This is a genomic window from Nocardia sp. NPDC058244 (genome assembly GCF_042882065.1).
Taxonomy (GTDB): Bacteria; Actinomycetota; Actinomycetes; order Mycobacteriales; family Mycobacteriaceae; genus Nocardia.
The window spans coordinates 105,976-130,493 of record NZ_JBHVWX010000004.1; the positions used below are offsets into that span (position 1 = coordinate 105,976).

Consider the following 24,518-nt stretch of genomic DNA (forward strand, 5'->3'; position numbering starts at 1 on the left):
ATGCGACGTACACGTTGGATCGTGCTCGGCGGGTGTTTCCTCGCCTACCTGTTCGACGCCCTGGAGATCGTCCTGCTCTCCATGGCGCTACCATCCATCCGCAAGGACCTGGGCATCACCATCACCCAGGGCGGCCTGCTCGCCACCGCGACCCTGATCGGCATCGGTGTCAGCAGCGTCCTCGGCGGCTATGTGGCCGACAACTTCGGGCGCAAGAAGGCGCTGCTGGCGGCGCTGAGCATCTTCGGTGTCTTCACCGCCGCGATCTACGCCGTCCCGAACTACGAGGTGTTCCTGCTGCTGCGGTTCCTCGCCGGGATCGGGCTCGGCGCGGTGTGGAGCGTGGTCTCGGCCTATGTGGTCGAGACCTGGCCCGAGCGGCATCGAGGTCGCGCCGCGGCCTTCGTGATCAGCGCCTTCCCCGCGGGCGGTGCGATGGCCGCGACGATCTCGGGCTGGTTCCTGCCGGACTGGCGGTTGATGTTCCTCGTCTCGGGATGCGCGGTCGTCCTCCCGATCGCCGTCGTCGCGATCTTCTTCCAGGAGTCCGCCACCTGGGCGGCGCAGAAGGCCGGCAACGCCGACGACGTCGTCTCGGTGCGTGATGTGCTCGGCTCCTCGCTGCGCCGCCGCACCCTGCTCGGCACCCTCATGGCGGCCCTGGCGCTGTTCGGCTACTGGGGCGCGATGACCTGGTTGCCCACCTACCTGACCACCGAGCGCGGGTTGCCGTCGACCTCGGTCGCCCTGTTCGTCACCATGCTGAATCTGGGAATGTTCGCCGGCTACAACGGTTTCGGCTACCTCGCCGACCACATCGGCAGGCACCGCACGATCATCATCACCCTGCTCGGCGTCACGCTGACGCTGCCGATCTACGCGCTCACCACCCAGGAGACCGCCCTGCTGTGGATGGGGCCGCTGTTCGGCGCGTTCACCGCCTTCTTCGGCCTGTTCGGCTCCTACCTCGGTGAACTGTTCCCGACCAGAGCCCGTGCCACCGGCGCCGGCTTCTGTTTCAACGTCGGCCGCGGTATCTCCGCGCTGGCGCCCTTCGCCCTGGCCGGCCTGGCCACCGGCATCGGCTTCCAGGGCGGGCTGATCGTGTGCGCCGGCTTCTTCGGCCTCGCGGCGCTGGTGGCCCTGCTGCTGCCGCGCACCGGGACCGTCACCGACGAGGTCGTCGCCCCGCCGATCACCGATCCCCGCGACGACGCACCCGCCACGGTGTGACACCGCGTGATCCGGGCCGGTCGACCGGCCCGGATCACGCCTCCGATCCACGCTCTCGACCAGAAGGACACGCTGTGCCATCGACCATGCGAGCCGCCGTCTACTACGGCCCCCGCGACATCCGGCTCGAGGAAGTCGGCATCCCCGTCCCGGGCGAGGGGGAGGCCCTCGTCCGAGTACTGCGGTCGGGGATCTGCGGGACCGACGCCGCCGAGTGGACCGCCGGGCCGAAAACCTTTCCCGTGCAGCGCCGTCACCCGCACAGCGGTCACCTCGGGCCGCTGATTCCCGGCCACGAGTTCGTCGGCGAGATCGTCGACGCGGACCCGCGATCCGAACTGCCCGCGGGCACCCTGGTCGCCAGCGGTGCCGGGGTGTGGTGTGGCGACTGCGGCCGATGCCGTGAAGGCCGCACCAATCAGTGCGCGCGGTACCGCACGCTCGGTCTCAATGTCCACGGTGGCATGGCCGAATACGTCGCGGTGCCGTCGAAGACGCTGCGGCCGTTGCCCGCGGGGCTGCCGCTCGACCACGCCGGGCTCGCCCAGCCGCTGGCCGTCGGCATCCACGCGGCCCGCCGGGCCGGTGCGCGCGACGGTGACCGGGTCGTCGTGATCGGCGCGGGCGCGATCGGTTCGTTCGTCCTCGCGGGTCTGCGGGACCTCGGTGACGTCGACATCACCGTCGTCGACTTTCCCGGCCACCGCCTCGACCGGGCGATGCGGCTGGGCGCCGACCGCACGCTCACCCCGTCACCGACCCTCGGCAGCGATGTCGTCGACGCGCTCGGCGGGCGCAAGCCCGATGTCGTCATCGAGGCCAGTGGCGCGCCGGGTCAGCTGGCGGCGGCGCTGGACATGGTCGTCGACGGCGGGCGCGTCCAAGCCGTCGGCATCCCCAAGGAGCACCCCGCCCTCGACCTGCACTCGATGATCTTCCGGGAGATCACGCTCGACACGACGCTGGCGCACGTCTGCGAGACCGATCTGCCCGCCGCGCTGCGCATCCTGGCCGAGCGTCCGGTGCTCGGCACCGAATTCGCCGAAGCCCCGGTGGGACTCGCGCAGCTCGCCGCCGCGCTCGACCGGCTGGCCACCGGCCGGGTGGAGGGCAAGATCCTCATCGATCCCGGAGTTTGACCGCGACCCCCGCCCCGTTCGTCACGACAGGGTGGTGAACGGGGCGGCCGCGATGATCCAGTTGCTGAACTCGCAGGCCAGGTGCCACTCGTGCTGGGTGATCAGCCTGCCGGGCACGGTGCCGGGGAACTGCACGGTCAGCTTCGCGCCGAGGACACCGTCACGGTCGCGGAATTGGTGGCGGACGCCACCGATGGCCAGGCCGTCGTCGAGCAGGGCGACACCGGCGATCTGCACGGGGTACTCGGGGTCGACCGGGATCGTGAGCGAGTCGGTCCGGTGGTAGTCGACCACGAAGCGGGAGGCGGCGGGGGAACCACCGGTGGTCTCGACGACCTCCTGGTTGCCGTTGTCGAGCCTGCGCAGCAGGTAGTGGTCCGGGTGCGCGTCGACCATGGCGGTCTCGGCGTTGTCGGCGACGAGGTTGTCGAACCAGGTGGCGAACCGCGTGGCGGACAGGCCGGGGACTTCGAGCCGCACCACCGAGTGCTTGGTCCGGCCCCGGCTCGCCGCGACGCCGACGCGCGCCATGCGTTCGGACAACGCGAGTTCGTGCCGGACCATCGCGTAGACGCCCGCGTGGCCGAGTCTGGTCTTCATGGTGGTGAGGGCCGCGCGGCGGGCGTCGAGCGGGCTCGCGAGCACTTCGTCGAGGGTCTGCTCCGGCAGCACCTCGGCGAACCCGTAGCGGCCGAGGCGTGCGGCGAACTTCTTCAGGACCGCGTCGGCTCGGCGCGACTCCCATGCCCTGACCTGGTCGCGGGACACCTGCTGCTTTCCCAGGATCGCGTGGATCTGGAGGGGATCGGCCATGGTGCTGCTGCCTCTCTTCGCTGCGGCTCAACTCTCCGGCGTGGGTACCTACCTAATTAAAGCTATCAGAACTTGCATTAACACGATCATGCCGGTCGTGTGGTCACCGACGGGCGGTCGAGTCCTCGCCGTCGGCCGGATCGGCCACGGCCGCGTCGCGGCGTCGGATGGCGTCCAGGCTGAACTGAGCCCAGCGGATGTTCTCCTGCTCGAAGGCGATGCCGCGCAACAGGGTCAGGTAGGGGCCGATGTGGGCCGATTCGCTGAGGTAGGCCTGCTCGCTGCGGCCTGCGAGCAGGCGGGTCCGCGAGCGTTCGTAGCGGGCGAGCTTCGCCTCCGCCCAGCCGATGCGCTCGATCAGGACCGCGGCCACGGCGGGGGCGTCGCCGGAGTCCATGCCCTGCACCTTGACCAGCATCTCGTCGCGGATGACGGTGGGTTTGGTCGAGTCGGCGATGAAGGCGCGCAGGGCCTCCCGGCCGGATTCGGTGATCGAATGCAGCCGCTTGTTCGGGCGCTTCTCCTGCTCGACCACCCGTGCCTCGATGAGGCCGTCGGCCGTCATCCGCTCGAGCTCCTTGTACAGCTGCTGGGGGGTCGCCATCCAGTAGTTCGCGACCGCCGCGTCGAAGAGCTTGGCCAGGTCGTAGCCGGACGCCTCGCCTTCCATCAGCGTGGCCAGTACCGCATGTCGTAACGCCATCGGCTGATCCTACAGGATTGAACTATTCAATTCCGGCACTGACGAGGCGACTCTGGACAGCGATGTCGACGCGGGATAGCCTCGATCAGATCTATTCAATTATTTGCTTAGGAGGCACGGGTGCATCAACGATTTCGGGCCGCGGTCGAGGCGAGGAATCTCGACAACGTGGAGGAGTTGCTGGCCGACGAGGTGGTGTTCACCAGCCCGGTGGCGTTCGCCCCGTACCCCGGCAAGGCGGTGACGGCGGCGATCCTGCGCGGGGTGCTGCGCGTGTTCGAGGACTTCCGCTACGTGCGCGAGATCGGCGACCCGGCGAGCCGTGACCACGCGCTGGTGTTCGAGGCCACCGTGAACGGCTTGCAGCTGACGGGCTGCGACTTCCTGCACTTCGACGCCGACGGCAGGATCGACGAGTTCGCGGTGATGGTGCGACCGCTCTCGGCGGCCCAGGCGCTGGCCGCCCGGATGGCCGAGCAATACCCGCGCATCCAGGAGGAAGCCCGCGCGGCGATCGAGAGCCAGGCTTCGGCGTGAGCGATCCGTCGTTCGCCCGCTACGTCGCGCTGGGGGACAGTCAGTCCGAAGGGGTCGGCGACGGCACCGACGACACCGGGCTGATCGGCCTCGCCGACCGGCTCGCGGTGGCGATGGCGCGGTCGAATCCCGACGTGCTGTACGCGAATCTGGCGGTGCGCGGGAAGCTCGCGAGTCAGGTGCGCCACGAGCAGCTCGATGCCGCGTTGGCGCTGCGCCCCGATGTCGCCACGGTGATCGCCGGTGTGAACGACCTGCTCCGCCCGGATTTCGACGCCAGTGTGGTGGGCGGCCACCTCGACGCGATGTTCGCGGCGCTGATCGCGCAGGGCGCGGTGGTGGCGACGGTGACCGTCCCCGACATCACCCGGATCAACCCCGTGACCAGGCCCCTCGGCGGCCGCGTCGCCGCGCTCAACGAGGAGATCCGCGCCGTCGCGCGACGACACGGCGTCCTCGTGGCGGAAACCGCCGCCCACCCGGTGTGCACCGATCCGCGCATGTGGTCGTGGGATCGCCTGCACGCCAGTGCACTCGGACACCAGCGCATCGCGGACGCGCTGGCCGAAGTACTGGATCTGCCGGGATCCGGCAGCGCCTGGACCGAGCCGTTGTCGCCCGACCCGGCTCAGCGGGGTGTGGTGGCCGCCGTCGCCACTGAAATCAACTGGGTGACAGGATTTCTCGCGCCGTGGGTGCTACGGCGCCTCACCGGCAAGTCGTCCGGCGACGGCCGGGTGGCCAAGCGGCCGACTCTGGCTCCGGTCGAGGTGCGGCCCGGCGCCGTCACGCTGGATTCGCCCGCGTAGGTCGCGGCCTCCCCGCATCGGGGGCGCCGGGCGCGTCACCACCATCGGGGACGCGCCCGGCACGGCGGGCTCGGACGGTCGCAAGGCGCTCCGATCAGCCGCAGCAGCCGGCGCCGGACGCCACGGCCTTCTCCTTGGCCTGGCTGCCGCAGCACGCGCCTTCGGCCTCGGCTTCGGCGGCGGTGCCGCAGCACACCTCGACCGCTGCGGCGTCGGTGAGTTCGGGTGCGGTGCCGAAGGTTTCGCTGTCGGCCAGCACGGTGTAGACCTCCCATCGCTCGGCGCCCGGACCGGTCACCCACACCTTGTCCTGGGTGGCGAAGCAACACGTGGTCGCGATCTGCTCCTCGGTGAACAGGCCTGCTTCCGAGAGCCGGGCGATCTCGCCGTGCACCTGCTCGGAGGTTTCGACCTCGACGCCGAGGTGGTTGATGGACCCGCCCTGTCCGGCGTTCTCGATCAGCACCAGCTTGAGCGGGGGATCGGCGACGGCGAAGTTGGCGTAGCCGGGCTTGCGCTTGGCCGGTTCGGTGTCGAACAGGGTCGAGTAGAACCGTACGGCGGTGTCGAGGTCGTCGACATTGAGGGCGAGCTGGATGCGAGACATGATCGAACCTCCACTTGTGTGACATATATCGAAGAACTTCTGATGCCGAGTCTGCTCACCTTTTCGACATATGTCAATACCGCGGGTAGTCTCGATGTCATGCCCAAGGCGCTACCCGTGATCGACATGTCCGCCCCGGTCTGCTGCGCCCCCGTCGCGGCGGGACCGGTCGACGACGCCGCCGCGCTCGAAGTGGCGTTGCGGCTCAAGGCGATCGCCGACCCGGTCCGGGTCAAGCTGCTGTCGCTGCTGCTCACCGCCCCGCGGGGGGAACGCAACGGCGGCGACCTGGCCGCCGAGGTCGGCCTGGGCGAGTCCACGGTCTCCCATCACCTCGGCCAGCTCCGCAAGGCCGGGCTGGTGGAATCCGAACGGCGTGGGATGAACACCTTCCACCGCGCCCGCCGCGACGCCCTTTCCGCGCTCTGCGTGGTCCTCGACCCCAACTGCTGCACCTGATCAGGCGCCGCCCGAGTGCGGCTCGAGGCCGGGTTCAGGCGGTGAGCAGCGCTATCAGGGGGAGCGGCGTCAGGACCACGAGCAGGATCGTCACGGTCTTCGCCAAGCGTGCCCGGTCCGGGCCCGGCGCGACGAGAAACGGCGCGACTACCGCGACCACGGCGGCGGCGGGGAAGACGAGCACGGTGCCGGCGATGAGTTCGTAGCCGTGGGGATCGGCCAGCGGATCGGTCGACAGCCGCGAGCGCAGTGCGACGTACACGCACCGCAGCAAGATCAGGCCCGCTACGGCAACGATGACACCGGCCGCGGCCGCGATCGGAAGCCGCCATCGCGTGCTCGGTGCGCGTCTCGGTCCCATCGTTTCCTCCCCGCTTCGACGGGCGTGTTCGAACCCGCGCGCTGCTGCCGGTCCGGGGTACTCGCACCGATAGTGCTCTGCTACAGCATCTTCCGGTAGTACACGACGCGTTCGCGTTCGGTGAAGCCGAGGGCGGCGTGCATCTGCTGCCCCGTGGCATTGCCCAGCAGGGCGTCGGAACCGAATTCGGTGCAGCCCTGGTCTCGACCCCAGGTCTCCAGCGCCTCGCACAGAGCGCGGGCTACTCCGCCGCGCCGGTGCGCGGGAACGACGTAGAGCCCTTCGAGGAAGGCGACCGGTGAGGTCTCACAGCCGTTGACGTAGTCGTGGCGCAGAGTGACCTCGCCGAAGCCGACGGCCGTGCCGTGCTCGTCGCGGGCCAGAAACGCGGCGGCGGTGCGGGAGCCGTCGTAGTGTTCGCCGGCATCGGCACGGTGCTCGTCGACGGAACTGTCGGGCCACAGGCGCGCTCGCAGGGCCGCCAGCTCGTCCAGATCGTCCGCCCCGCAGGGGTGTATCCGCATATCCGCACAGTATGGCTAGCATGGCGGCCATGATCGAATCTGCCCGATTTGTCTCATTTATCAGGAGTTGGTGTCGGTGAACACGCGCACGGTCTCCCGCCGCACCAGGATTCTGACCACGCTGGCCACGGTGCTCGTCATCGTGGTCGGCGCCGTGGTGCTGGCCGCGGCCCGCACGGACGACCGCGCTCCGGTGCCAGGAGCCGCCGCGACCGATCAACCCGCGATGGCGGTCCGGCCGGACAGTCATCGGCTGTCGGACCCCGCCGGGGCGCGGGTGACGCTGGTGGAGTTCCTGGACTTCGAGTGCGAGGCCTGCGGGGCGATGTATCCGGCCATGGAACGGCTACGCGCCGAGTACGGCGACCGCGTCAGCTTCGTTGTGCGCTATTTCCCCATTCCGGCGCACGTCAACTCGGGGCGCGCGGCGCGTGCCGCCGAGGCGGCGGCGCGGCAGGGCCGGTTCGAGCGGATGTACCAACGCCTGTTCGAAACGCAGGCCGACTGGGGTGAGAAGCGCGTGGCCCAGGACGCCGTGTTCCGGAACCTGGCCGCCGAAATCGGCTTGGACATGGCAGCTTTCGATTCCGCCTACACCGACCCCGCGACGGCGGCGCGCGTGCAGGCGGACTTCGATGAGGGGCGGACGCTGGGCGTGGCTGGCACCCCCAGCTTCTTCCTCAACGGCGAGAAGATCACGGTCAGCGGTTCACGCGACCTGGCCGCCGCTCTGGACGCGGCGCTGCGATGACGGTCGCCAAGTCGGTCTGATCGGGCGGCACACCGGCCGAATCCGCGTGCGCATCGGCCGGCGCGGCGACCGGGTCTTCGTGGTCGGGAGGTGACGCGATGGCGGCGCGTCGGCGGGCGCGGAGGTAGAGCCAGTGCAGCACCGCCAGGCCCACCAGACCGGCGGCGGCCGTCGCGGCGCCGATCTTCCAGCCCGGTGGGCGCCACGTCAGTTCGAGAACCGCGTTGTCGGTGCCCGCGGGAATGTCGACCGCGGTGATCGATTTCGCGACGGTCGTGATCGGGACGGGCTTTCCGTCGAGCGTGGCCCGGTAGCCGGGCCAGGCCAGGCGGGCGAACACGATCCGGCCGCCGTCGGCGGAGCTGACCCGCAGCGTGCTCGACATGTCGGCTTCGGTGAGCGAGGTCGCCGACACTCCGCGCAGGGCGGAGACCCGGCCGTTGGCTGTCGACACCGCGCCACCGTCGCGTTCCAGCACCCAGATGTAGCGCTCGTGATCCGGGTAGCGGACGAAATGCCATCCGGTGGGAGCGGGTTGGTTGCCCGCCTCGGGGAACAGCGCCTTCTGCAGCACCACCCGATCCAGCAGCATCAGATCGACCAGGGTCCGCCCGGTCGTCGACTCGGGGGCGAACATGCGGCGATAGGCATCGGGGCACACGCTCGAATCCCAGCGCATGCACAGCAGTTCACCGAAATAGAAATGGCCGGTCGGGGTGTAGCCGTTCACGTAGTCGAGCTCGAGCGACTTGGCGTAGTTGCCGAACACCAGGGACCCGTACGCGCCGTCGAGGCTCTTGTCACCGGGCTGCAGCAGCGCGCGATCGGCGAGCTGGATCGTGGACCCGGGCAGGTCGGGGAAGGCCGCCTTGGCCTCGGCACGGCTGGTCGGCAGGTTGTAGGACATGATGTTGGGTAGGGCGTGACCCACCTGATAGAAGGCGATCGGGAACATCACCGCGATGGTCGCCGCGCACGCGGCCGCGGTGTTGCGGTGCCGGGCGAGCCAGAAGACGCCCGCGCCCGCCGCGGCGACGAACCCCGCGGCCACACCGTGGCTGATCCAGTCGGCGGGATCGGCGGAGGCGGTGCGAATCCACAGCAGGCCGATCAGCACGCCGGCGGCGATGCCGCGCGCCCGCGCGTTGGCGGTGGTGCCGAAGCGTCCCACCAGCACGCAGACCAGGACGAGCAGACCGATCGCGAGCATCGGCAGCACCCGCGCGGGCCACCGGAGCGGGCCGATGGTGCCCGGGCCCGCCGTCCACATCAGCATCATGATCGTGAACAGGGCCACGGTGGTGAGTTCGCGCCAGTGGCGGCGGGCGCGGTCCCAGTCGACGAACGCCAGGATCGGGATGAGGAACCACGCGACGTAGGTGACCGGGAACGGCTGGATATAGCCCCACCAGGTGGTGAACGCCGGCGACACCGTCGGCAGACTCGCGTTGAGGGATTCCGACCACGGCACCGCGAGGAAATTGTCGTTGTTGATCTGCGCCGTACCGCGCCAGGTGACTTTCGCCGAGAGCATCGACGGGAGGAAGGTGAGCAGCCCGGCCAGGCCCGCGCACGCCGACACGGCCGTCAGCCGCAGGACCGATCGCCAGTCGCCCCGGGAGACCAGTTCGCCGACGGCGATCGCGAACAGCATCAGCACGGCCTCGACCGCGGGGAAGATGTATTGCGTCGAGATCGTCAGGTACAGGAAGACGAAGACGGGGATCGGTCCGCCGTCACCGCGGGTGTAGCGCACGGCCGAGGCCCAGGCCAGCAGCATCCAGGCGGTTCCGGTCAGCGCCGTCATCCAGCTGGCCTGGTCGAAGAAGAGGAAGAACCCGGACAGCGGGAACGCGACACCGGCGACGGCGCTCCACGCGGGAGCCGCTCGATAGACCAGGCAGATCCGGTAGACGCCGAGCGCGCACAGAATCGAGAACACCAGCTTGACGACCGTGGCGTAGAGGGCCATGTTGTCCACCGACGGCGCGATGACGTCGATCAGCAGCTGCACCGGGTTGAACAGGCCGGCGTCGTCCATGGTGTTGTTGCCCGACATCCACTGGTTGGGCCACAGCGCGGGAAAATCGCCCGCGCGCAGCGAGCGCCCGAGCCCGACCCACAAGCCGGTGTACTGGGATTCGGTGTCGTCGAGGTAGTAGTGGCGCGGGTCGGCCAGCAGCACCGCCAGATAGCCGACGATCGTGCCGACAACGGTGACGATGCCCCAGCGAATCCTCCCGGATCGGGAGAACGGTTCTCCGGCTACGTGTTCGCGGGATTCGGAGCCAGTGGGGTCAGCCGCCGTGATCGGTACAGCTCTGTCGGTCACGCAGCAGACCCTACAGCGACGGGCGGCACTCGGCAGGGGATGCGATCGCGGTGCCCGCGGTGGTCAGGACGCCGAGGTGACATGGGCCCGCGGGTCCGGTGTGAGCACATACAGCTGCTCGCGGCCGCCGGCGATGAGGCTGGTCGACGCGATGCGGTCGGCATAGCGCGCGAGTGCCCGGTCGAGGGTGTCGCGGGTGAATCGGTGCGCCTGAGCGCCCTCGCCCGCGTCGGTGAACCGGCCCGACAATCGCGCGAGGGTGCGGTTGGAGCTGGTGGTGAGATTGCGGATCGGTTCGGCGATGATCACCTGCTCGCGGGCGGCCTCGAGCATGCGCCGGACGACCGGGTCGGGCTCGGGCAGGAAGTGGTACAGGCTGGCCTGCATGACGACGTAGTCGGCGCGGGGCAGCGCGGTGTCCTCCCTGAGGTTCCAGACGAGGCCGTCCCCGCCCGCGGCGACCACCCGGGCGACGAAGCGTTCGTTGATGTCGAAACCCTTGTAGCGGACCGACTTTCCGCGCAGGTAGCGGGTGTAGAGGGTGGCCGGGCCGCAGCACAGGTCGAGGACCTCGGCTCCGTCGGGGATCAACGCGGCGATCGCTTCGAATCGGGCTCCGTAGTGGCGGCCGTAGAGCCCGCGCATGAGGAGGTTGTAGACAGAGGTGTGCCGATAGATGACGCTGGTGGTGCTCACAGATTTTCCTGCTCGGGGTGACTGCGTGAATGCGCTGCCGACGGCGGGCGCGAACGGTGTCTGGTCGTGGCGTCGACCCGACGGTGTGCGGCTACTGGTGGTCGCGTCGAGTGGACGGTGACGTGGTGGAAACGGTCGGCCGGGGCGTGAGTCTCATCGGTGCGGCGCTTCGTCGCGCCGCAGCCGGATCGGTTGCGCACCACGATATTGCGAGCCGTGGGCGGCGGCAACGCGAACGCTCGATTGTCCTCGGCTTGTCGACTCCGGTTCATCCGGTGCCCGTCGTGTCGGACCGGATCCGAGGGACCGGGGGTCGGGCGTTCCGCAAGTGCTCCGAATATGCTGCCTATCGTGTCGAATCTGCGGATCAGTGAAGTAGCGGCCTTGATGGGTGTCAGTGACGACACCGTGCGCCGGTATATCGACCAGGGGCGGCTCACCGCGATCCAGCTCGACAGCGGGCGCAAGGGTGTCGAGGGTCGTGAGCTGGCGGAATTCCTGCAGCACAATGCGGAGGCGCCGGAGCCGGGGATCACGGTCGCGTCCTCGGCGCGCAATCGCCTGCGCGGGATCGTCACGCGGATCGTGAAGGACACCGTGATGGCGCAGGTCGAGATGCAGGCCGGGCCGTTTCAGCTGGTGTCGCTGATGAGCCGCGATTCGGTCGACGAGCTCGGGCTCGAGGTCGGCAGTATCGCGGTGGCCTCGGTCAAGTCGACGCATGTCGTCGTCGAAGTCCCGGAAAGCTGACGAGGTCGATCGTGCGGGCCGGATCATGACCCGGGTCGCCCGGCGGCGGGCCGTGCGCGGCAGACGGCCGCTGATCCTGCTGGTGCCCGCCGTGTGCGGGCTGGTCTTTCTGACCCTGCCGCTGCTCGGCATGCTGCTGCGGACGCCGTGGCGGACCCTGCCGGAGCGGTTGAGCAGTCCCGAGGTCTGGCAGGCGCTGCGGCTGTCGCTGATCTGCGCCACCTCGGCGACCCTGGTGTGCCTGGTGCTCGGCATCCCGCTGGCGTGGCTGCTCGCGCGCGGCGAGGTGCCCGGTCAGCGGTTCGTCCGTGCGCTGGTCACGGTGCCGCTCGTGCTGCCGCCGGTCGTCGGCGGTGTGGCGCTGCTGCTGGTGCTGGGGCGCCGCGGTCTGGTCGGCCGATACCTCTACGAATGGTTCGGTTTCTCGCTGCCGTTCACCACCGCCGGCGTGATCGTGGCCGAGGCGTTCGTCGCGATGCCGTTCCTGGTGATCGCGGTGGAGGGTGCGCTGCGCGGCGCCGATCCGCGCTACGAGGAGGCCGCCGCCACCCTCGGCGCGTCGCGGTGGCTGACCTTCCGCCGGGTCACCCTGCCCTCGGTGCTGCCCGGCGTCGTCGCGGGCGCGGTGCTGTGCTGGGCGCGGGCGCTCGGCGAGTTCGGCGCGACCATCACCTTCGCGGGCAGCTATCCCGGCACGACCACCACCATGCCGCTGGCCGTCTACCTGGCCTTGGAGACCGATCCCGAGGACGCGATCGTGCTCAGCGTCGTGCTGCTCGCGGTGTCGGTGGCGGTGCTGGTGGCGCTGCGGGACCGGTGGACGCGGGGGGCCCTGTGACCCTCACCGCCGACATCCGCGTTACCCGCGCGTCGTTCGAACTCGACATCGCGATCGAGGTCGCCCCGGGCGAGGTCGTCGCCCTGCTGGGACCCAACGGCGCGGGCAAGACCACCGCCCTGCGGGCCCTGGCCGGGCTCACCCCGCTCACCGGCGGGCGGATCGTCCTCGACGACCACGTCTGGGACGCGCCGCCGGACCGGTTCGTCCCGGCGGAACGACGCGAGGTCGGCGTCGTGTTCCAGGACTATCTGCTGTTCGCGCACATGAGCGCCCAGGACAACGTCGCCTTCGGCCCGCGCGCTCGCGGACAGCATCGCACCACCGCCCGGGCCGCGGCCGGCGCCTGGCTCGCACGCGTCGGCCTCGGCGAGCACCTGCACGCGAAACCCCGGGCGCTGTCGGGCGGTCAGGCCCAGCGCGTCGCGCTCGCGCGGGCCCTGGTGACCGACCCGGCCCTGCTGCTGCTCGACGAACCGCTGGCCGCGCTCGACGCGGGCACCCGGTTGCAGGTTCGCGCCGAACTGGCCCATCACCTCGGCGACTACCCCGGCCACACCGTGCTGGTCACCCACGACCCCTTCGACGCGATGGTCCTGGCCGACCGGCTGATCATCATCGAGAACGGCGCCATCGTCCAGGAGGGTGCGCCGAGCGAGGTCGCCCGCCGCCCCCGCACCGACTACGTCGCCGACCTGGTCGGCCTCAACCTCTACCGGGGCACGGCCGAGGGCACCACCGTCGACCTCGGCGGCGGCGCGGCCTTCACCATCGCCGAACCCGCGCACGGCCCGGTCCACGCGTCGTTCGCGCCCACCGCGGTCAGCCTCTATCCCGAACGCCCCAGCGGCAGCCCGCGCAACACCTGGCAGGTCACCGTCACCGGCCTCGAACAGCACGCGCACACCACCCGCGTCCGCCTCGACGGCGCCCCGCCGGTCCTGGCCGAGATCACCCCCGCCACCGTCGCCGACCTGCGCCTGCACAGCGGAGCACGGCTGTGGGCCTCGGTGAAAGCGACTGAGATCCACACCTATCCCGCGTGATCGACACCGTCCGGAGTCGCGGCCGCCAGCACGTACACCCACGCCTTCGCACCTGAGCGCAGCGGTAGCAGAACCCGCGTGTAGTCGTCGACCTCGTAGTCGTCGGCTGCCGCGAGATCGGTTGTGGTGAGGGCGAATACGGTCCCGTCCACCCCGGAATCCGGGTCGGCGGACACCAGCGCCGGATGCACGGCGCTGCCGCTGGCCGCGATGACCGCCGCGTCCGTGATGGTCACCTCACCCAGCTGGTAGCCGACGATCGCATCGGGCCTGCCGTCGAGCTCGCGGCCGAACACGGTGCGCTGCACCTCGGGTTGACGCAGGGTTCCGTAGGAGAACAGCAGGATGTCGGCCATGGTGTCGACTCAAGCAGATCCGCACTTGCGGACGAACGTGATCTGAGTCTCCTCTCCTGCGGATTCGGCCGCCTTCCCTGTCGAACCTTCCCGCTCATACCCGCCGTGACCTCGCGATTGAGGTCGGCCAGTGGGCGAGCGCACACCGGCCTGCAAATGCGGGTGAGAAATCGGTGATGAATGGGCAACTACGGTGATATTGAGCCGCAATATCCGATACTGAGGATCGACACATGGTCGGAGTCGATGGGTTGCAGCAGGTCGCGGCCGGTGCCGCGGGAAAGATGATCACCGCGGACCCGGTGCCGGAATGCGCAGCGCGGATCTCGGTCGCGGACCTCGGGCCGGCGGTCCGTCGCGGGCTGCGGCCGATCGCGCCGGTGACGCGACTGCTGTCCGACGCCGTCGGCGCGACCCTGGCGCGGCCGCTGCTGGCCCAGACCGCCGAACCCTCCGTCGACACCGCCGCGCGCGACGGCTACGCCGTCAGCGGACCCGGCCCCTACTGGGTGGTCCGCGCGGGCAAAGTGAGCTCGACGACCCCGGCGCTGGCGGTGGGTGAAGCCGCGCGGATCACCGCCGGGACCTCGACACCGCTGTGCACCACGGCGGTGATCCGCGACGCCCACGTGGAATTCGCGCGCGTGCTCGGCCAGGCCGTGCTGATGCGCGCCGCGGGAGCGCCCAAGTCCGACGACACCCGGGTCCGCGGTGCGCAGTGGCACGCGGGCATGGTGCTGGCTTCGGCGGGCGTGCGGGTCGGCCCGGCGGTGGTCTCGGTCGGATCGAGCGCGCGGGTCGGGCAGGCCTCGGTGCGCGGACCGCTGTCGGCCGATGTCCTCGTGACCAGCGGTCGGCTCGGCCGGGGCGTCAACCGCGGTGCGCAGTGGGCACCCGACGCCGTCGCCCCCGTGATCTCGGACTTCCTGCGGGCGTGCGACATCCGCTCCGGCAAGGTGTGGCAGATGAGCGACGGTGAACTGCTGCGCTCCTGGTTCGCGCTGCCGGCCGACGCCGAGGTCGTCGTTGTCGTCGGCGCGCTCGAGGAAGTTCGGTTCCTGCTGGCCGAGATCGCCGCCGACCTCCTCGTCGACGGCGTCCGGATGCGCCCGGGCGGCGACCAGCTGCTGGCCCGGCTACCCGATGGACGCACCCTGCTCGCGGTGCCCGCCGATCCGTTCGAAGCGATCGCCGCGCTCATGGTCACCGGACGGCGCGTCCTCGAGGCCTTGACCGCGCGCGATCCGGTGCCGCCGATGCTCGGGCGTCTGGTCGACCGCTGCGCCGCGACCGCGGACCTGACCGAAGTAGTCCCGGTCGGGCAGGTCGGCGGCGGAGTATGGCGGGCCACCGGCCCCATCGGGATCCCGCACCTGGCACATCTGGTCGAGGCCCAAGCCCTCGCGCTGCTCCCGCCGGGCGGCACCAGGGGCGCGCTCGCCGAACTGATCCCGCTCCCGCGATGACGGGGCCGATCCGCACGGTGTGCTCCTACTGCGGTGTCGGCTGCGGCATCGCGCTCGAGGTCGAGACCGGAGCCGACGGCACCCCGCGAGTACGCAAAGCCCCCGGCGACAAACAACATCCGGCCAACGGGGGACGCCTGTGCACCAAGGGCGGCAGCCACCTCGACCTGCTCGGGGTCGACGGCCGCCTCGACACCGCGCTCGTGCGCGCCGAGCGGGGCGCCGAGCCCGTCGCGCACTCGGTGGACACCGCCATCGCCGACACCGCACAGCGGCTCCGGCAGCTGATCGACACCCACGGCCCCGACGCGGTGGCGCTGTACGTGTCGGGCCAGATGACGCTGGAAGCTCAGTACCTGGCCAACAAGCTGGCGAAAGGGTTCATCGGGACCAACCAGATCGAGTCGAACTCGCGGCTGTGCATGGCCAGTGCGGGCAGCGGCTACAAGCTGTCGCTCGGTTCGGACGGCCCACCCGGCTCCTACGAGGATTTCGATCACGCCGACGTGTTCTTCGTGATCGGCGCCAATATGGCCGACTGCCACCCGATCCTGTTCCTGCGCATGATGGATCGCGTCAAGGCCGGGGCAAAGCTGATCGTGGTCGACCCGCGCCGCACCGCGACCGCCGACAAGGCCGACCTGTTCCTCCAGGTCACGCCCGGCAGCGATCTTGCGCTGCTCAACGGCCTGCTGCACCTGCTCGTCGAGGGCGGACACGTCGACGAGGAGTTCATCGCCGAGTTCACCGAGGGCTGGGCGGGCATGCCGGAGTTCCTCGCCGACTACACCCCGGCGACCGTCGCCGCGCTGACCGGCGTCGCGGTCGAGGACCTGCGCCGCGCCGCCGAGCTGATCGGCACGGCGGGGGAGTGGATGAGCTGCTGGACAATGGGATTGAACCAGTCCACCCACGGCACCTGGAACTCCAACGCCCTGATCAATCTGCACCTGGCCACCGGTGCGATCTGCCGTCCCGGTTCCGGCCCGTTCTCCCTGACCGGCCAGCCCAACGCCATGGGCGGACGCGAAATGGGCTACATGGGACCGGGTCTGCCGGGACAGCGGTCGGTCCTGGTCGACGGTGATCGCGAGTTCATCGAGAAGCTGTGGCAGGTCCCGGCGGGCACACTGCGCACCGAGGTCGGTAGCGGCACCATCGACATGTTCGCCCGCATGGCCGCGGGCGAGATCAAGGCGTGCTGGATCATCTGCACCAATCCCGTGGCGACAGTGGCGAATCGCAAGACGGTGCTGGCCGGGCTGGAAGCGGCCGAGCTGGTGATCACCCAGGACGTCTTCACCGAGACCGAGACCAACGCCTACGCCGATGTGATCCTGCCCGCGACGCTGTGGATCGAGGGCGAAGGGGTGATGATCAACTCCGAACGCAACCTCACCCTGATCCCCAAGACCCTCCCGGCGCCGGGCCAGGCCATCCCGGATTGGCAGATCATCGCCCGAATCGCCTGCGCTATGGGCTATTCCGAGGCTTTCACCTACGACAGCGCCGAGGAGATCTTCGAGGAGATCAAGCAGACCTGGAATCCGCGCACCGGCTACGACCTGCGCGGGGCCACCTACGCCCGGCTCCGCGAAGGCTCGGTGCAGTGGCCGATCGCCCCGGATGGCCCGCGCCGCAATCCCATCCGCTACCGCAACGACGGGATCAGTCAGGAGCTCCGCACCCGCGAGGACGGCACCACACCACGACTGTGGTTCCCGACCGCCTCGGGACGCGCGGTGTTCTTCGCCCGACCGAATCTGGAACCGGCCGAACTGCCCGACGACGACTACCCGTTCGTACTGAATACCGGTCGTGTGCAACATCAATGGCACACCCTGACCAAGACCGGCAAGATCGCCAAGCTGAACAAGCTCAATCCCGGCCCGTTCGTCGAAGTCCACCCCGATGACGCCGCCCGCCTCGACGTGTCGGCCGGGGACTGGATCGAGGTCGCCTCCCGGCGCGGTCGCGCCGTGCTGCCCGCCGTGGTCACCGATCGGGTCCGGGTCGGTGATGTGTTCGCCCCGTTCCATTGGAACGACCTGTTCGGTGAGTACCGGGCCGTCAACGCCGTCACCAACGACGCCATCGACCCGATCTCCCAGCAGCCCGAATTCAAGGTCTGCGCCGTGCGGCTGTTGAAGGTGCCCGCACCGATCGTCGTCGAGCCCACCGCCGACGCGCCGGTCATCGTCGACGCCGCGCCACCAGCACCCACCTCCACGCCGCCGGTGCCCGTGCCCGGCATCCGGGCATCGGCCGGCTCGGTGGCCACCGCTGCCGCCGCGCTCGGCCTGGGTGACCTGGGCGTTCCGCCCTTGTCGGAGACCGGCAGGGCCTACCTGGCCGGTTTCCTGTCCGGTATCGACCGCCTCGGCAGCGACGTACTCCCCGCCCTACCGTCGAGCGCGCCACTACCGCCACCGGCCACGGCCTGGGTGAACGGCATGCTGGCCGGGGTCTTCGGCCCGCACCAGGCTGTAACCCACCAGCTCGCTCCTGTAGCCGAACCCGTGCACCCGGTCGAGATGGATACCCCGCCCGCGGCAGCCGCGGTCCGGCCGCTGGTCGTGCTGTGGGCCTCCCAGACCGGCAACGCCGAGGACTTCGTCGCCGCCACCGCGGTGCCCGCGCTCGCCGGGACCGGACGTGCGCCGGTCGTGCACGGCATGGACGAGATCACGATCGACAAGCTGCCGCCGAACTGCGATTTGGTGGTGGTATCGAGCACGTTCGGCGACGGTGACGCCCCCGACAACGGCGCCATGTTCTGGACTTCACTGGCCGCAGCGGGCGCGGGCGCGCTGGCGGGATCGCGATTCGCGGTGTTGGCTTTCGGTGACTCGAATTACGACGCGTTCTGTGGCCACGGCAAACGCCTCGACGAGCGCCTCGCCGAGCTGGGCGCCGAGCGGATTCTGGACCGCGTCGACTGCGAACCCGACTTCGAAGAAGCCGCGCGAGGCTGGCTCGCGCGGCTGCTGCCCGCGCTCGCGGTCCCGCCTGGCGCCGATGTGTCGACGGCGGCACCGGCGGCTGCCACCGGCCGTCCGCTGGTGGTGTTGTGGGCTTCGCAAACCGGGAACGCCGAGGACTTCGTCGCCGCCACCGCGGTGCCCGCGCTCGCCGGGACCGGACGAGTGCCGGTCGTGCACGGCATGGACGAGATCGCGATCGACAAGCTGCCTGCCGGCGCCGATCTGATCGTCTTCTCGAGCACCTTCGGCGACGGCGATGCCCCCGACAACGGCGCCGCGTTCTGGACCTCGCTGACCGAGACCGGTGCGGGCGCGCTGACCGGGACGCGATTCGCGGTCCTGGCTTTCGGTGACTCGAACTACGACGCGTTCTGCGGCCACGGCAAACGTCTCGACGAGCGCCTCGCCGAGCTGGGCGCCGAGCGGATCCTGGACCGCGCCGACTGCGAACCGGACTTCGAAGAAGCCGCGCACGCGTGGCTCGCCCAACTGCTACCCGCATTGGGCAACCCGCCGCCCGAATCCACCGCGACCCCCGCGCCCGCGGCCACCGTCTCGGTACCGATGCCCGGCTCGACCAGAACCGCGGTCCGCATCGATACCCCCACCGGAAGACTGGTCGGCAACCGGCTGCTCAGCCTGTCCGGCGCGCAGAAAGAGGTCCGCCAGTTCACCTACGATCTGACCGGATCGGACCTGAGCTACGACGTCGGCGACGCGCTCGGTGTCCGACCGGCCAACGACCTCGGCCTGGTCTGGGAATTCCTCGCCGTCACCGGATTGGACCCGGCCGTCGTCGTCGAGGTGCCCAAGGCGGGGCCGATGCCGCTGTCGATCGCGCTCGAGGGTTACCTCGACCTGACCAAGACGACCACCGAACTGCTGCGTTTCGTCGCCGAACAGACCGGTGACCGCACCATCAAGTGGTTGCTGAGACCCGACAACAAGGGCGAACTCGCGAAGTGGCTGTGGGGACGCCAACCCGTGGACATCGCCGCCGAATTCGCGCTGTCGGCCGGGCCGCAACAGTGGGTGGCGTTGTTCAAACGCCTACAGCCGCGCCTGTATTCGATCTCCTCCAGCCCGCTGGTCGACGCCGCGATCGTGCGGACCACCGTCTCGGTGATCCGCTACGAAGGCCCGACCGGGCGCCCACGCGGCGGCCTGTGCTCGGCCTACCTCGCCGACGTCGACCTCGACCAGCCGCTGGTCCTGCACGTCCAGTCCGCGCCGCACTTCCGGCCACCCGACGACCCGGCCACCCCGGCGATCATGGTCGGTCCCGGTACCGGGGTGGCCCCGTTCGTCGGTTTCCTCGAACACCGCCGCGCCCGCGGCGACCAAGCGCCGAACTGGCTGTTCTTCGGCGAACAGCACGAAGCCACCGACTTCTACTATCGCGACGAACTGCGCGAACTCCAGCAACACGGTGTGCTGAGCCGCCTGGACGTCGCGTTCTCCCGTGACCAGCGGGCCAAGATCTACGTCCAGGACCGCATGCGCGAGCACGGCGCGCACCTGTGGAATTGGCTGCGCGACGGCGCCCACTTCTACGTCTGCGGCGATGCCGCCCGCATGGCCAAGGACGTCGACGCGGCCCTGCGCGAGATCGTCTCCCACCACGGCGCGATGTCCGAAGAAGACGCCGACGCCTACGTCAAGAAGCTCGCCACCGACAAGCGGTATGTCCGCGACGTGTACTGAGCCGGCCCTCCCGGACCGCCGCACATGATGTTCGCAGTTGAAGTACGATCAGCCCTGTTATTCCGCATCCCCGAGGTGATCTTACAAGAATCCCCGCATCTGCGGAGAGGTAACCGTAACCGGTGGGAGGATGTGTCGTGACCGCCCGGAAACAGCGACTGCCTACCGTGCTGCATCTGCGACCGCCCGATCGATACGGGCCCGACCTCACCTGTTGAACCGGAACGGCTGAAAGTTGATGAAGTTGAAGATGATTCGCATGGTCTGTGGTGTTGCGACGGCCGGCGCCGTGGCGCTGGCCACGGTCGGCTGTGGAAGCGACACGACGACCGAACCCGCCTCGGCGGACAAGGTCACCGGCACCGTGACCGTATTCGCCGCCGCCTCGCTGACCGAGACCTTCACCGAGCTGGGCAAGCAGTTCGAGGCCGCGCATCCCGGGGTGAAGGTGGTCTACAACTTCGGCGCCAGCTCGGCACTGGCCGAGCAGATCAAGCAGGGCGCGCCCGCGGACGTGTTCGCCTCGGCCGCGCCCAAGAACATGCAGCAGGTCGTCGACGCGGGGGAGATCACCGCGAAGCCGGTCACGTTCGTGCGCAACCGCCTCGAGATCGCGGTGCCCGCCGGGAACCCCGGCCACATCACCGGACTGGCCGACTTCGGCAAGACCGAACCGAAGATCGCCCTGTGCGCCGAGCAGGTCCCCTGCGGTGCCGCGGCGAAGACGGTGTTCGAGACCGCCGGAATCGCCCCGCAGCCCGACACCCGCGAAGCCGACGTGAAGGCGGTGCTGACGAAGGTGACCCTCGGCGAGGTCGACGCCGCCCTGGTCTACCGCACCGACGTGCACGCCGCAGGCACGAAGGTCGAAGGCATCGACTTCCCCGAGTCGAGCAAGGCGATCAACGACTACCCGGTCGCGCCGCTGGCCAAGGCGCCCAACGCCACTGCCGCCACGGCGTTCGTCGAGTTCATCGGCTCGGACTCCGCCCGCGCGGTCTTCACCCAGGCCGGATTCGACAACCCGTAAACCGCACCGCCGCCCAGAACATCTCGTTGACGTGAGTGAGCCCGATCACTTAGCGTTAGATAGAACGATCTAATAAATGGATCCGAGAGTGCGGAGTGACTGATGGCGGACCTGACCCTGGCCGAGATGGAAGAGATCCTCTACCGGCACGAGATGGCGGAGTTGTCGGAGGACCTCGATGCGACGATGGCGACCGTAGTCGCCAACCCGCACTACGAGTTCCCGTCGTGGGGCTGGGCGGCCGACGGACCGGAAGCCGTCCGCGAGCACTACCGGCGTGCTCTCGCGGACCTCGACCGGGGTGACCCGGCCTCGAAGATGCGCGTTCACGGCGTCGGCCCGAACACCCTGTTCCGGGAGGCGTCCTTCTCGTTCAACCGGGAGGACGGCCAGCGGGTGACCGGTCAGTACCTCGCGGTCATCGAATTCGACCCGGTCGAGAAGAAGGTCAAGAGCGAGCGCCAGTACGGCGACTCCCTCTTCGCCGAGTACCTCGCCCCGCACTGTGGCCCCGACTACGGCGAGATTCCCGGTGTCTCGCGGCTCAACTCCACCATCGAGCCGATCACCCGTGAGGACATGTACGCCGAGGCGGCCCGCGTCCTGGACGCCTGAGCCGCCCGTCTCCGAGGAGGGCCTCGAACCGCCGGGTGGACGAGGCCCTCTATCCGGATGTCGAGGTAGGCCTCGACATCCGGAGCGAGGCCCGGCATCGATCGGCCGCAAACCGTGGACGTGCCCCTACCTGCGGTGGGAAGCTCGAAGGGGCCGGGTCCCCAACCCCAGGGAGCGTGCGACATGGCGGATCGGACGAACGGTGCGTGGCGACCGGAGAGCATCCGGAACGTCGCGTTGGTCGGCAGCAGTGGTGCGGGGAAGACGACGCTGGTCGAGGCGTTGGCGTTGGCGACCGGGACGGTGAACCGGGCCGGCCGCGTCGAGGACGGGACCTCGCTGTCGGACTACGACGAGGTCGAACGGCGACAGCACAGGTCTGTGCAGGTCTCGGTGGTCCCGGTGCAGTGGGGCGAGGTGAAGATCAATCTGATCGACACGCCGGGATGCCCGGATTTCGTCGGCGAGCTGCGGGCCGGGTTGCGGGCGGCGGACGCGGCGCTGTTCCTGGTGTCGGCGGCCGACGGCGTGGAGGGTGTGGCGGGGGCGACGCGGGACCTGTGGGCCGAATGCGCGCGGGTGGGGATGCCGCGCGCGATCGTGATGACCCACCTGGACACCGCGCGGGCGGAGTACGCGGACCTGGTGCAGACCTGTCAGGCGCTGCTGACCGACGGCGCGAGCGATACCGTGCTGCCCCTGCCCCTGCACCTGCCGGTCTACGGGCCGAAGAGCCCCGACGGGCACCGGCCCGCGACCGGACTGCTGGAACTGCTCGAGCGACGCGTCGCCGACTATCGCAGCGGGAAACGGGTGCGCACCGAACCCGCGGCGGACCAGCTCGCGGTGATCGACCCGGCCCGCGATCGGCTGATCGAGGCGATCATCGCCGAGAGCGAAGACGAAACGCTGATGGACCGGTACCTCGACGGCGAATCCGTCGAACTCGACACCCTGGTCGACGACCTGGAACGAGCCGTCGCCCGCGGCAGCTTCCATCCGGTGCTGTTCGCCGCACCGGCGGCCGAGGACGCCGAACAGGGCCTCGGCACGCTCGAACTGCTGGAACTGATGACGGCCGGATTCCCGACACCGATCGAACACCCGCTGTCGGCCGTGTCGCGCGGCGACGGCGCCGCGCCCACCGCGCTGCGCTGCGATCCGGCGGGCGAGCTCGCCGCGGAGGTCATCCGGACCTCGTCCGACCCGTATGTGGGACGGGTATCGCTGGTGCGGGTGTTCTCCGGCACGCTGCACAGCGAGGACACCGTCCACGTCTGCGGACCCGAGCACGATGCCGACGACCGGGTCGGCGGGGTCACCGCGCCGTTGGGGAAGCAACAGCGGACCCTGTTCGAGGCCGTCGCGGGCGATATCGCGTTCGTGAGCAAACTCGGCCACGCCGAAACCGGCGACACCCTGTCCGGCACCGGGAAACCCCTGCTGATCGAGCCGTGGCCGCTGCCGGAACCCCTGCTGCCCGTGGCTATCCGGGCGCAGGGTAAGGCCGATGAGGACAAGCTCTCGCAGAGCCTGACCCGGCTCGTCGCCGAGGATCCGACCCTGCGGCTGGAACACAACGAACACACCCACCAGCTGGTGCTGTGGTGCCTGGGCGAAGCCCACCGGGATGTCGCGCTGGAACGGTTGCGCGGGCGGTTCGGGGTGCGGGTGGACGTGGAACCGTATCGGGTGGCGCTGCGGGAGACGCTCGCCGCGGCGGCCGAGGGGCGCGGCAGGCTGGTGAAGCAGTCCGGCGGGCACGGGCAGTACGCGGTGTGCCAGATCCAGGTGGAACCGCTGCCCGCGGGGACGGGGTTCGAGTTCGTCGACCGGGTGGTCGGCGGGGTGGTGCCGCGGCAGTTCATCGGGTCGGTGGAGAAAGGGGCACGGGCGCAGGCCGCGCGCGGGGTCACTCCCGGATATCCGCTGGTCGATGTTCGGGTGACCCTGGTGGACGGGAAAGCGCACTCGGTGGATTCCTCCGACGCCGCCTTCCAGACCGCGGGTGCCCTCGCCCTGCGCGACGCGGCGGACGCGTCCGGAACCCTGCTGCTCGAACCGGTCGCCGCCGTGCGGGTCACGGTCCCCGACGACCAGCTGGGCGCCGTCCTCGGTGACCTGTCCACCCGGCGCGGCCGCATTCTCGGCACCGAACCGGCCGAGGCCGGCCGCACCCATATCCGGGCCGAGGTACCCGAACTCGAACTGAGCAGGTACGTCATCGACCTGCGGTCACTCACCCACGGTGCGGGCTCGTTCGCCCGCGGGTACCTCCGGCACGAGCCGATGCCCGCCGCCGTCGCCGAACGCGCTCGCAAACACACCGCCGAGGTGTCGGCCTAGGCGGCGGTGCTACGCCGGGATCAGTTCCGCGATGAGCTTCTCGATACGCGTACGGATTTCGTCGCGGATCGGGCGGACGGCCTCGACACCCTTGCCCGCCGGATCCTCCAGCGTCCAGTCGCGATAGTCGACGCCGGGGAAGTACGGACACGCGTCACCACACCCCATGGTGATCACGACGGTGGAGGTTTCGACCGCGTCCGGGGTGAGGATCTTGGGTGCCTGGCTGGTGATGTCGATGCCGATTTCGGCCATCGCCTCGACCGCGGCGGGGTTGAGGGCGTCGCCGGGAGCGCTGCCCGCGGACCGCACTTCGATGGCGTCACCGGCGAGGTGGGTCAGAAAGCCTTGTGCCATCTGCGATCGTCCGGCGTTGTGGACGCAGACGAACAGCACGCTGGGCTTGGTCGACACAGGGT

General features: G+C 69.8%; 23 protein-coding genes. 14 read left to right on the plus strand and 9 right to left on the minus strand.

Going from position 1 to position 24,518, the window contains the following annotated elements; translation table 11 throughout:
- Together ACFVW6_RS13550 and ACFVW6_RS13555 are read left to right on the plus strand one after the other, a co-directional pair.
- Entirely contained in the window at positions 1-1,233 is a 1,233-nt protein-coding gene (locus tag ACFVW6_RS13550; protein WP_378827977.1) for an MFS transporter, read from the plus strand.
- A 74-nt stretch (positions 1,234-1,307) separates the two neighbouring features.
- The gene (locus ACFVW6_RS13555; RefSeq protein ID WP_378827975.1) at positions 1,308-2,372 is read left to right on the plus strand and encodes a zinc-binding dehydrogenase; all 1,065 of its coding nucleotides are present in this window, start codon (positions 1,308-1,310) and stop codon (positions 2,370-2,372) included.
- A 21-nt stretch (positions 2,373-2,393) separates the two neighbouring features.
- Here the strand turns inward: ACFVW6_RS13555 and ACFVW6_RS13560 are convergent, their stop codons facing one another.
- Together ACFVW6_RS13560 and ACFVW6_RS13565 are read right to left on the minus strand one after the other, a co-directional pair.
- The gene (locus ACFVW6_RS13560) at positions 2,394-3,185 is read right to left on the minus strand and encodes a hypothetical protein (protein ID WP_378827973.1); all 792 of its coding nucleotides are present in this window, start codon (positions 3,183-3,185) and stop codon (positions 2,394-2,396) included.
- A gap of 103 nt (positions 3,186-3,288) precedes the next feature.
- On the minus strand, positions 3,289-3,888 hold the full coding sequence (locus ACFVW6_RS13565; RefSeq protein WP_378827971.1) for a PadR family transcriptional regulator: 600 nt from the start codon (positions 3,886-3,888) through the stop codon (positions 3,289-3,291).
- Between the two features lie 120 nt (positions 3,889-4,008).
- Here ACFVW6_RS13565 and ACFVW6_RS13570 point away from each other — a divergent pair, with 120 nt between their 5' ends.
- Both ACFVW6_RS13570 and ACFVW6_RS13575 read left to right on the plus strand, forming a co-directional pair.
- Positions 4,009-4,425: a nuclear transport factor 2 family protein gene (locus tag ACFVW6_RS13570; RefSeq protein WP_378827968.1), complete on the plus strand. Its 417-nt coding sequence runs from the start codon at positions 4,009-4,011 to the stop codon at positions 4,423-4,425.
- A complete protein-coding gene (locus ACFVW6_RS13575; protein ID WP_378827966.1) occupies positions 4,422-5,234 on the plus strand; it encodes an SGNH/GDSL hydrolase family protein in 813 nt (270 codons plus the stop codon). Before ACFVW6_RS13570 ends, ACFVW6_RS13575 begins: the two co-directional genes overlap by 4 nt.
- A 94-nt stretch (positions 5,235-5,328) precedes the next feature.
- On the opposite strand, the gene ACFVW6_RS13580 is transcribed toward ACFVW6_RS13575, so the two are convergent.
- Positions 5,329-5,841: an ArsI/CadI family heavy metal resistance metalloenzyme gene (locus ACFVW6_RS13580; protein WP_378827964.1), complete on the minus strand. Its 513-nt coding sequence runs from the start codon at positions 5,839-5,841 to the stop codon at positions 5,329-5,331.
- A 99-nt stretch (positions 5,842-5,940) separates the two neighbouring features.
- Between ACFVW6_RS13580 and ACFVW6_RS13585 the strand changes: the two genes are divergently transcribed.
- Positions 5,941-6,300, plus strand: a complete 360-nt coding sequence (locus ACFVW6_RS13585; protein ID WP_378827962.1) for an Rv2640c family ArsR-like transcriptional regulator — start codon at positions 5,941-5,943, stop codon at positions 6,298-6,300.
- A 34-nt stretch (positions 6,301-6,334) separates the two neighbouring features.
- Here the strand turns inward: ACFVW6_RS13585 and ACFVW6_RS13590 are convergent, their stop codons facing one another.
- Positions 6,335-6,661, minus strand: coding sequence for a hypothetical protein (locus tag ACFVW6_RS13590; RefSeq protein WP_378827960.1), 327 nt, complete (start codon positions 6,659-6,661; stop codon positions 6,335-6,337).
- Positions 6,662-6,741: 80 nt separating this feature from the next.
- On the minus strand, positions 6,742-7,185 hold the full coding sequence (aac(6'), locus tag ACFVW6_RS13595) for an aminoglycoside 6'-N-acetyltransferase (RefSeq protein ID WP_378827958.1): 444 nt from the start codon (positions 7,183-7,185) through the stop codon (positions 6,742-6,744).
- A gap of 76 nt (positions 7,186-7,261) precedes the next feature.
- Here aac(6') and ACFVW6_RS13600 point away from each other — a divergent pair, with 76 nt between their 5' ends.
- On the plus strand, positions 7,262-7,936 hold the full coding sequence (locus tag ACFVW6_RS13600; protein WP_378827955.1) for a DsbA family protein: 675 nt from the start codon (positions 7,262-7,264) through the stop codon (positions 7,934-7,936).
- On the opposite strand, the gene ACFVW6_RS13605 is transcribed toward ACFVW6_RS13600, so the two are convergent.
- Together ACFVW6_RS13605 and ACFVW6_RS13610 are read right to left on the minus strand one after the other, a co-directional pair.
- Positions 7,887-10,172 (minus strand): hypothetical protein, encoded by a 2,286-nt coding sequence (locus ACFVW6_RS13605; RefSeq protein WP_378828192.1) that lies wholly within the window; start codon positions 10,170-10,172, stop codon positions 7,887-7,889. The genes ACFVW6_RS13600 and ACFVW6_RS13605 overlap by 50 nt on opposite strands.
- A 159-nt stretch (positions 10,173-10,331) precedes the next feature.
- Positions 10,332-10,964: a methionine biosynthesis protein MetW gene (locus ACFVW6_RS13610; RefSeq protein ID WP_378827953.1), complete on the minus strand. Its 633-nt coding sequence runs from the start codon at positions 10,962-10,964 to the stop codon at positions 10,332-10,334.
- Positions 10,965-11,315: 351 nt separating this feature from the next.
- On the opposite strand from ACFVW6_RS13610, the gene ACFVW6_RS13615 reads away from it, so the two are divergent.
- Genes ACFVW6_RS13615 through ACFVW6_RS13625 form a run of 3 tightly spaced genes read left to right on the plus strand, consistent with a single transcriptional unit; the run spans position 11,316 to position 13,598 of the window.
- Positions 11,316-11,714 (plus strand): helix-turn-helix transcriptional regulator, encoded by a 399-nt coding sequence (locus tag ACFVW6_RS13615; RefSeq protein ID WP_355276787.1) that lies wholly within the window; start codon positions 11,316-11,318, stop codon positions 11,712-11,714.
- Positions 11,715-11,739: 25 nt separating this feature from the next.
- Positions 11,740-12,552, plus strand: a complete 813-nt coding sequence (modB, locus tag ACFVW6_RS13620; RefSeq protein WP_378828190.1) for a molybdate ABC transporter permease subunit — start codon at positions 11,740-11,742, stop codon at positions 12,550-12,552.
- On the plus strand, positions 12,549-13,598 hold the full coding sequence (locus ACFVW6_RS13625) for an ABC transporter ATP-binding protein (protein ID WP_378827950.1): 1,050 nt from the start codon (positions 12,549-12,551) through the stop codon (positions 13,596-13,598). The genes modB and ACFVW6_RS13625 overlap by 4 nt, the downstream gene beginning before the upstream one ends.
- On the opposite strand, the gene ACFVW6_RS13630 is transcribed toward ACFVW6_RS13625, so the two are convergent.
- Positions 13,586-13,954, minus strand: a complete 369-nt coding sequence (locus tag ACFVW6_RS13630; protein WP_378827948.1) for a gamma-glutamylcyclotransferase family protein — start codon at positions 13,952-13,954, stop codon at positions 13,586-13,588. The two genes, ACFVW6_RS13625 and ACFVW6_RS13630, sit on opposite strands and share 13 nt — an antisense overlap.
- A 233-nt stretch (positions 13,955-14,187) precedes the next feature.
- Between ACFVW6_RS13630 and ACFVW6_RS13635 the strand changes: the two genes are divergently transcribed.
- The 5 genes from ACFVW6_RS13635 (at position 14,188) to ACFVW6_RS13655 (ending at position 24,099) form a co-directional block, all read left to right on the plus strand.
- Complete coding sequence (locus ACFVW6_RS13635; protein ID WP_378827946.1) at positions 14,188-15,420, plus strand: molybdopterin biosynthesis protein; 1,233 nt, start codon at positions 14,188-14,190, stop codon at positions 15,418-15,420.
- Positions 15,417-20,108: a molybdopterin-dependent oxidoreductase gene (locus ACFVW6_RS13640; protein ID WP_378827944.1), complete on the plus strand. Its 4,692-nt coding sequence runs from the start codon at positions 15,417-15,419 to the stop codon at positions 20,106-20,108. The genes ACFVW6_RS13635 and ACFVW6_RS13640 overlap by 4 nt, the downstream gene beginning before the upstream one ends.
- Positions 20,109-20,367: 259 nt before the next feature.
- Positions 20,368-21,138 carry a molybdate ABC transporter substrate-binding protein gene (gene modA / locus ACFVW6_RS13645; RefSeq protein ID WP_378827942.1) on the plus strand — a complete coding sequence of 257 codons (771 nt, stop codon included), beginning with the start codon at positions 20,368-20,370 and terminating at the stop codon, positions 21,136-21,138.
- 102 nt (positions 21,139-21,240) lie between these two features.
- On the plus strand, positions 21,241-21,753 hold the full coding sequence (locus ACFVW6_RS13650) for a hypothetical protein (protein WP_378827940.1): 513 nt from the start codon (positions 21,241-21,243) through the stop codon (positions 21,751-21,753).
- A gap of 183 nt (positions 21,754-21,936) precedes the next feature.
- Entirely contained in the window at positions 21,937-24,099 is a 2,163-nt protein-coding gene (locus ACFVW6_RS13655) for an elongation factor G-like protein EF-G2 (RefSeq protein ID WP_378827938.1), read from the plus strand.
- Positions 24,100-24,108: 9 nt separating this feature from the next.
- On the opposite strand, the gene ACFVW6_RS13660 is transcribed toward ACFVW6_RS13655, so the two are convergent.
- Entirely contained in the window at positions 24,109-24,513 is a 405-nt protein-coding gene (locus tag ACFVW6_RS13660) for an arsenate reductase ArsC (RefSeq protein ID WP_378827935.1), read from the minus strand.
- Positions 24,514-24,518: the final 5 nt, after the last annotated feature.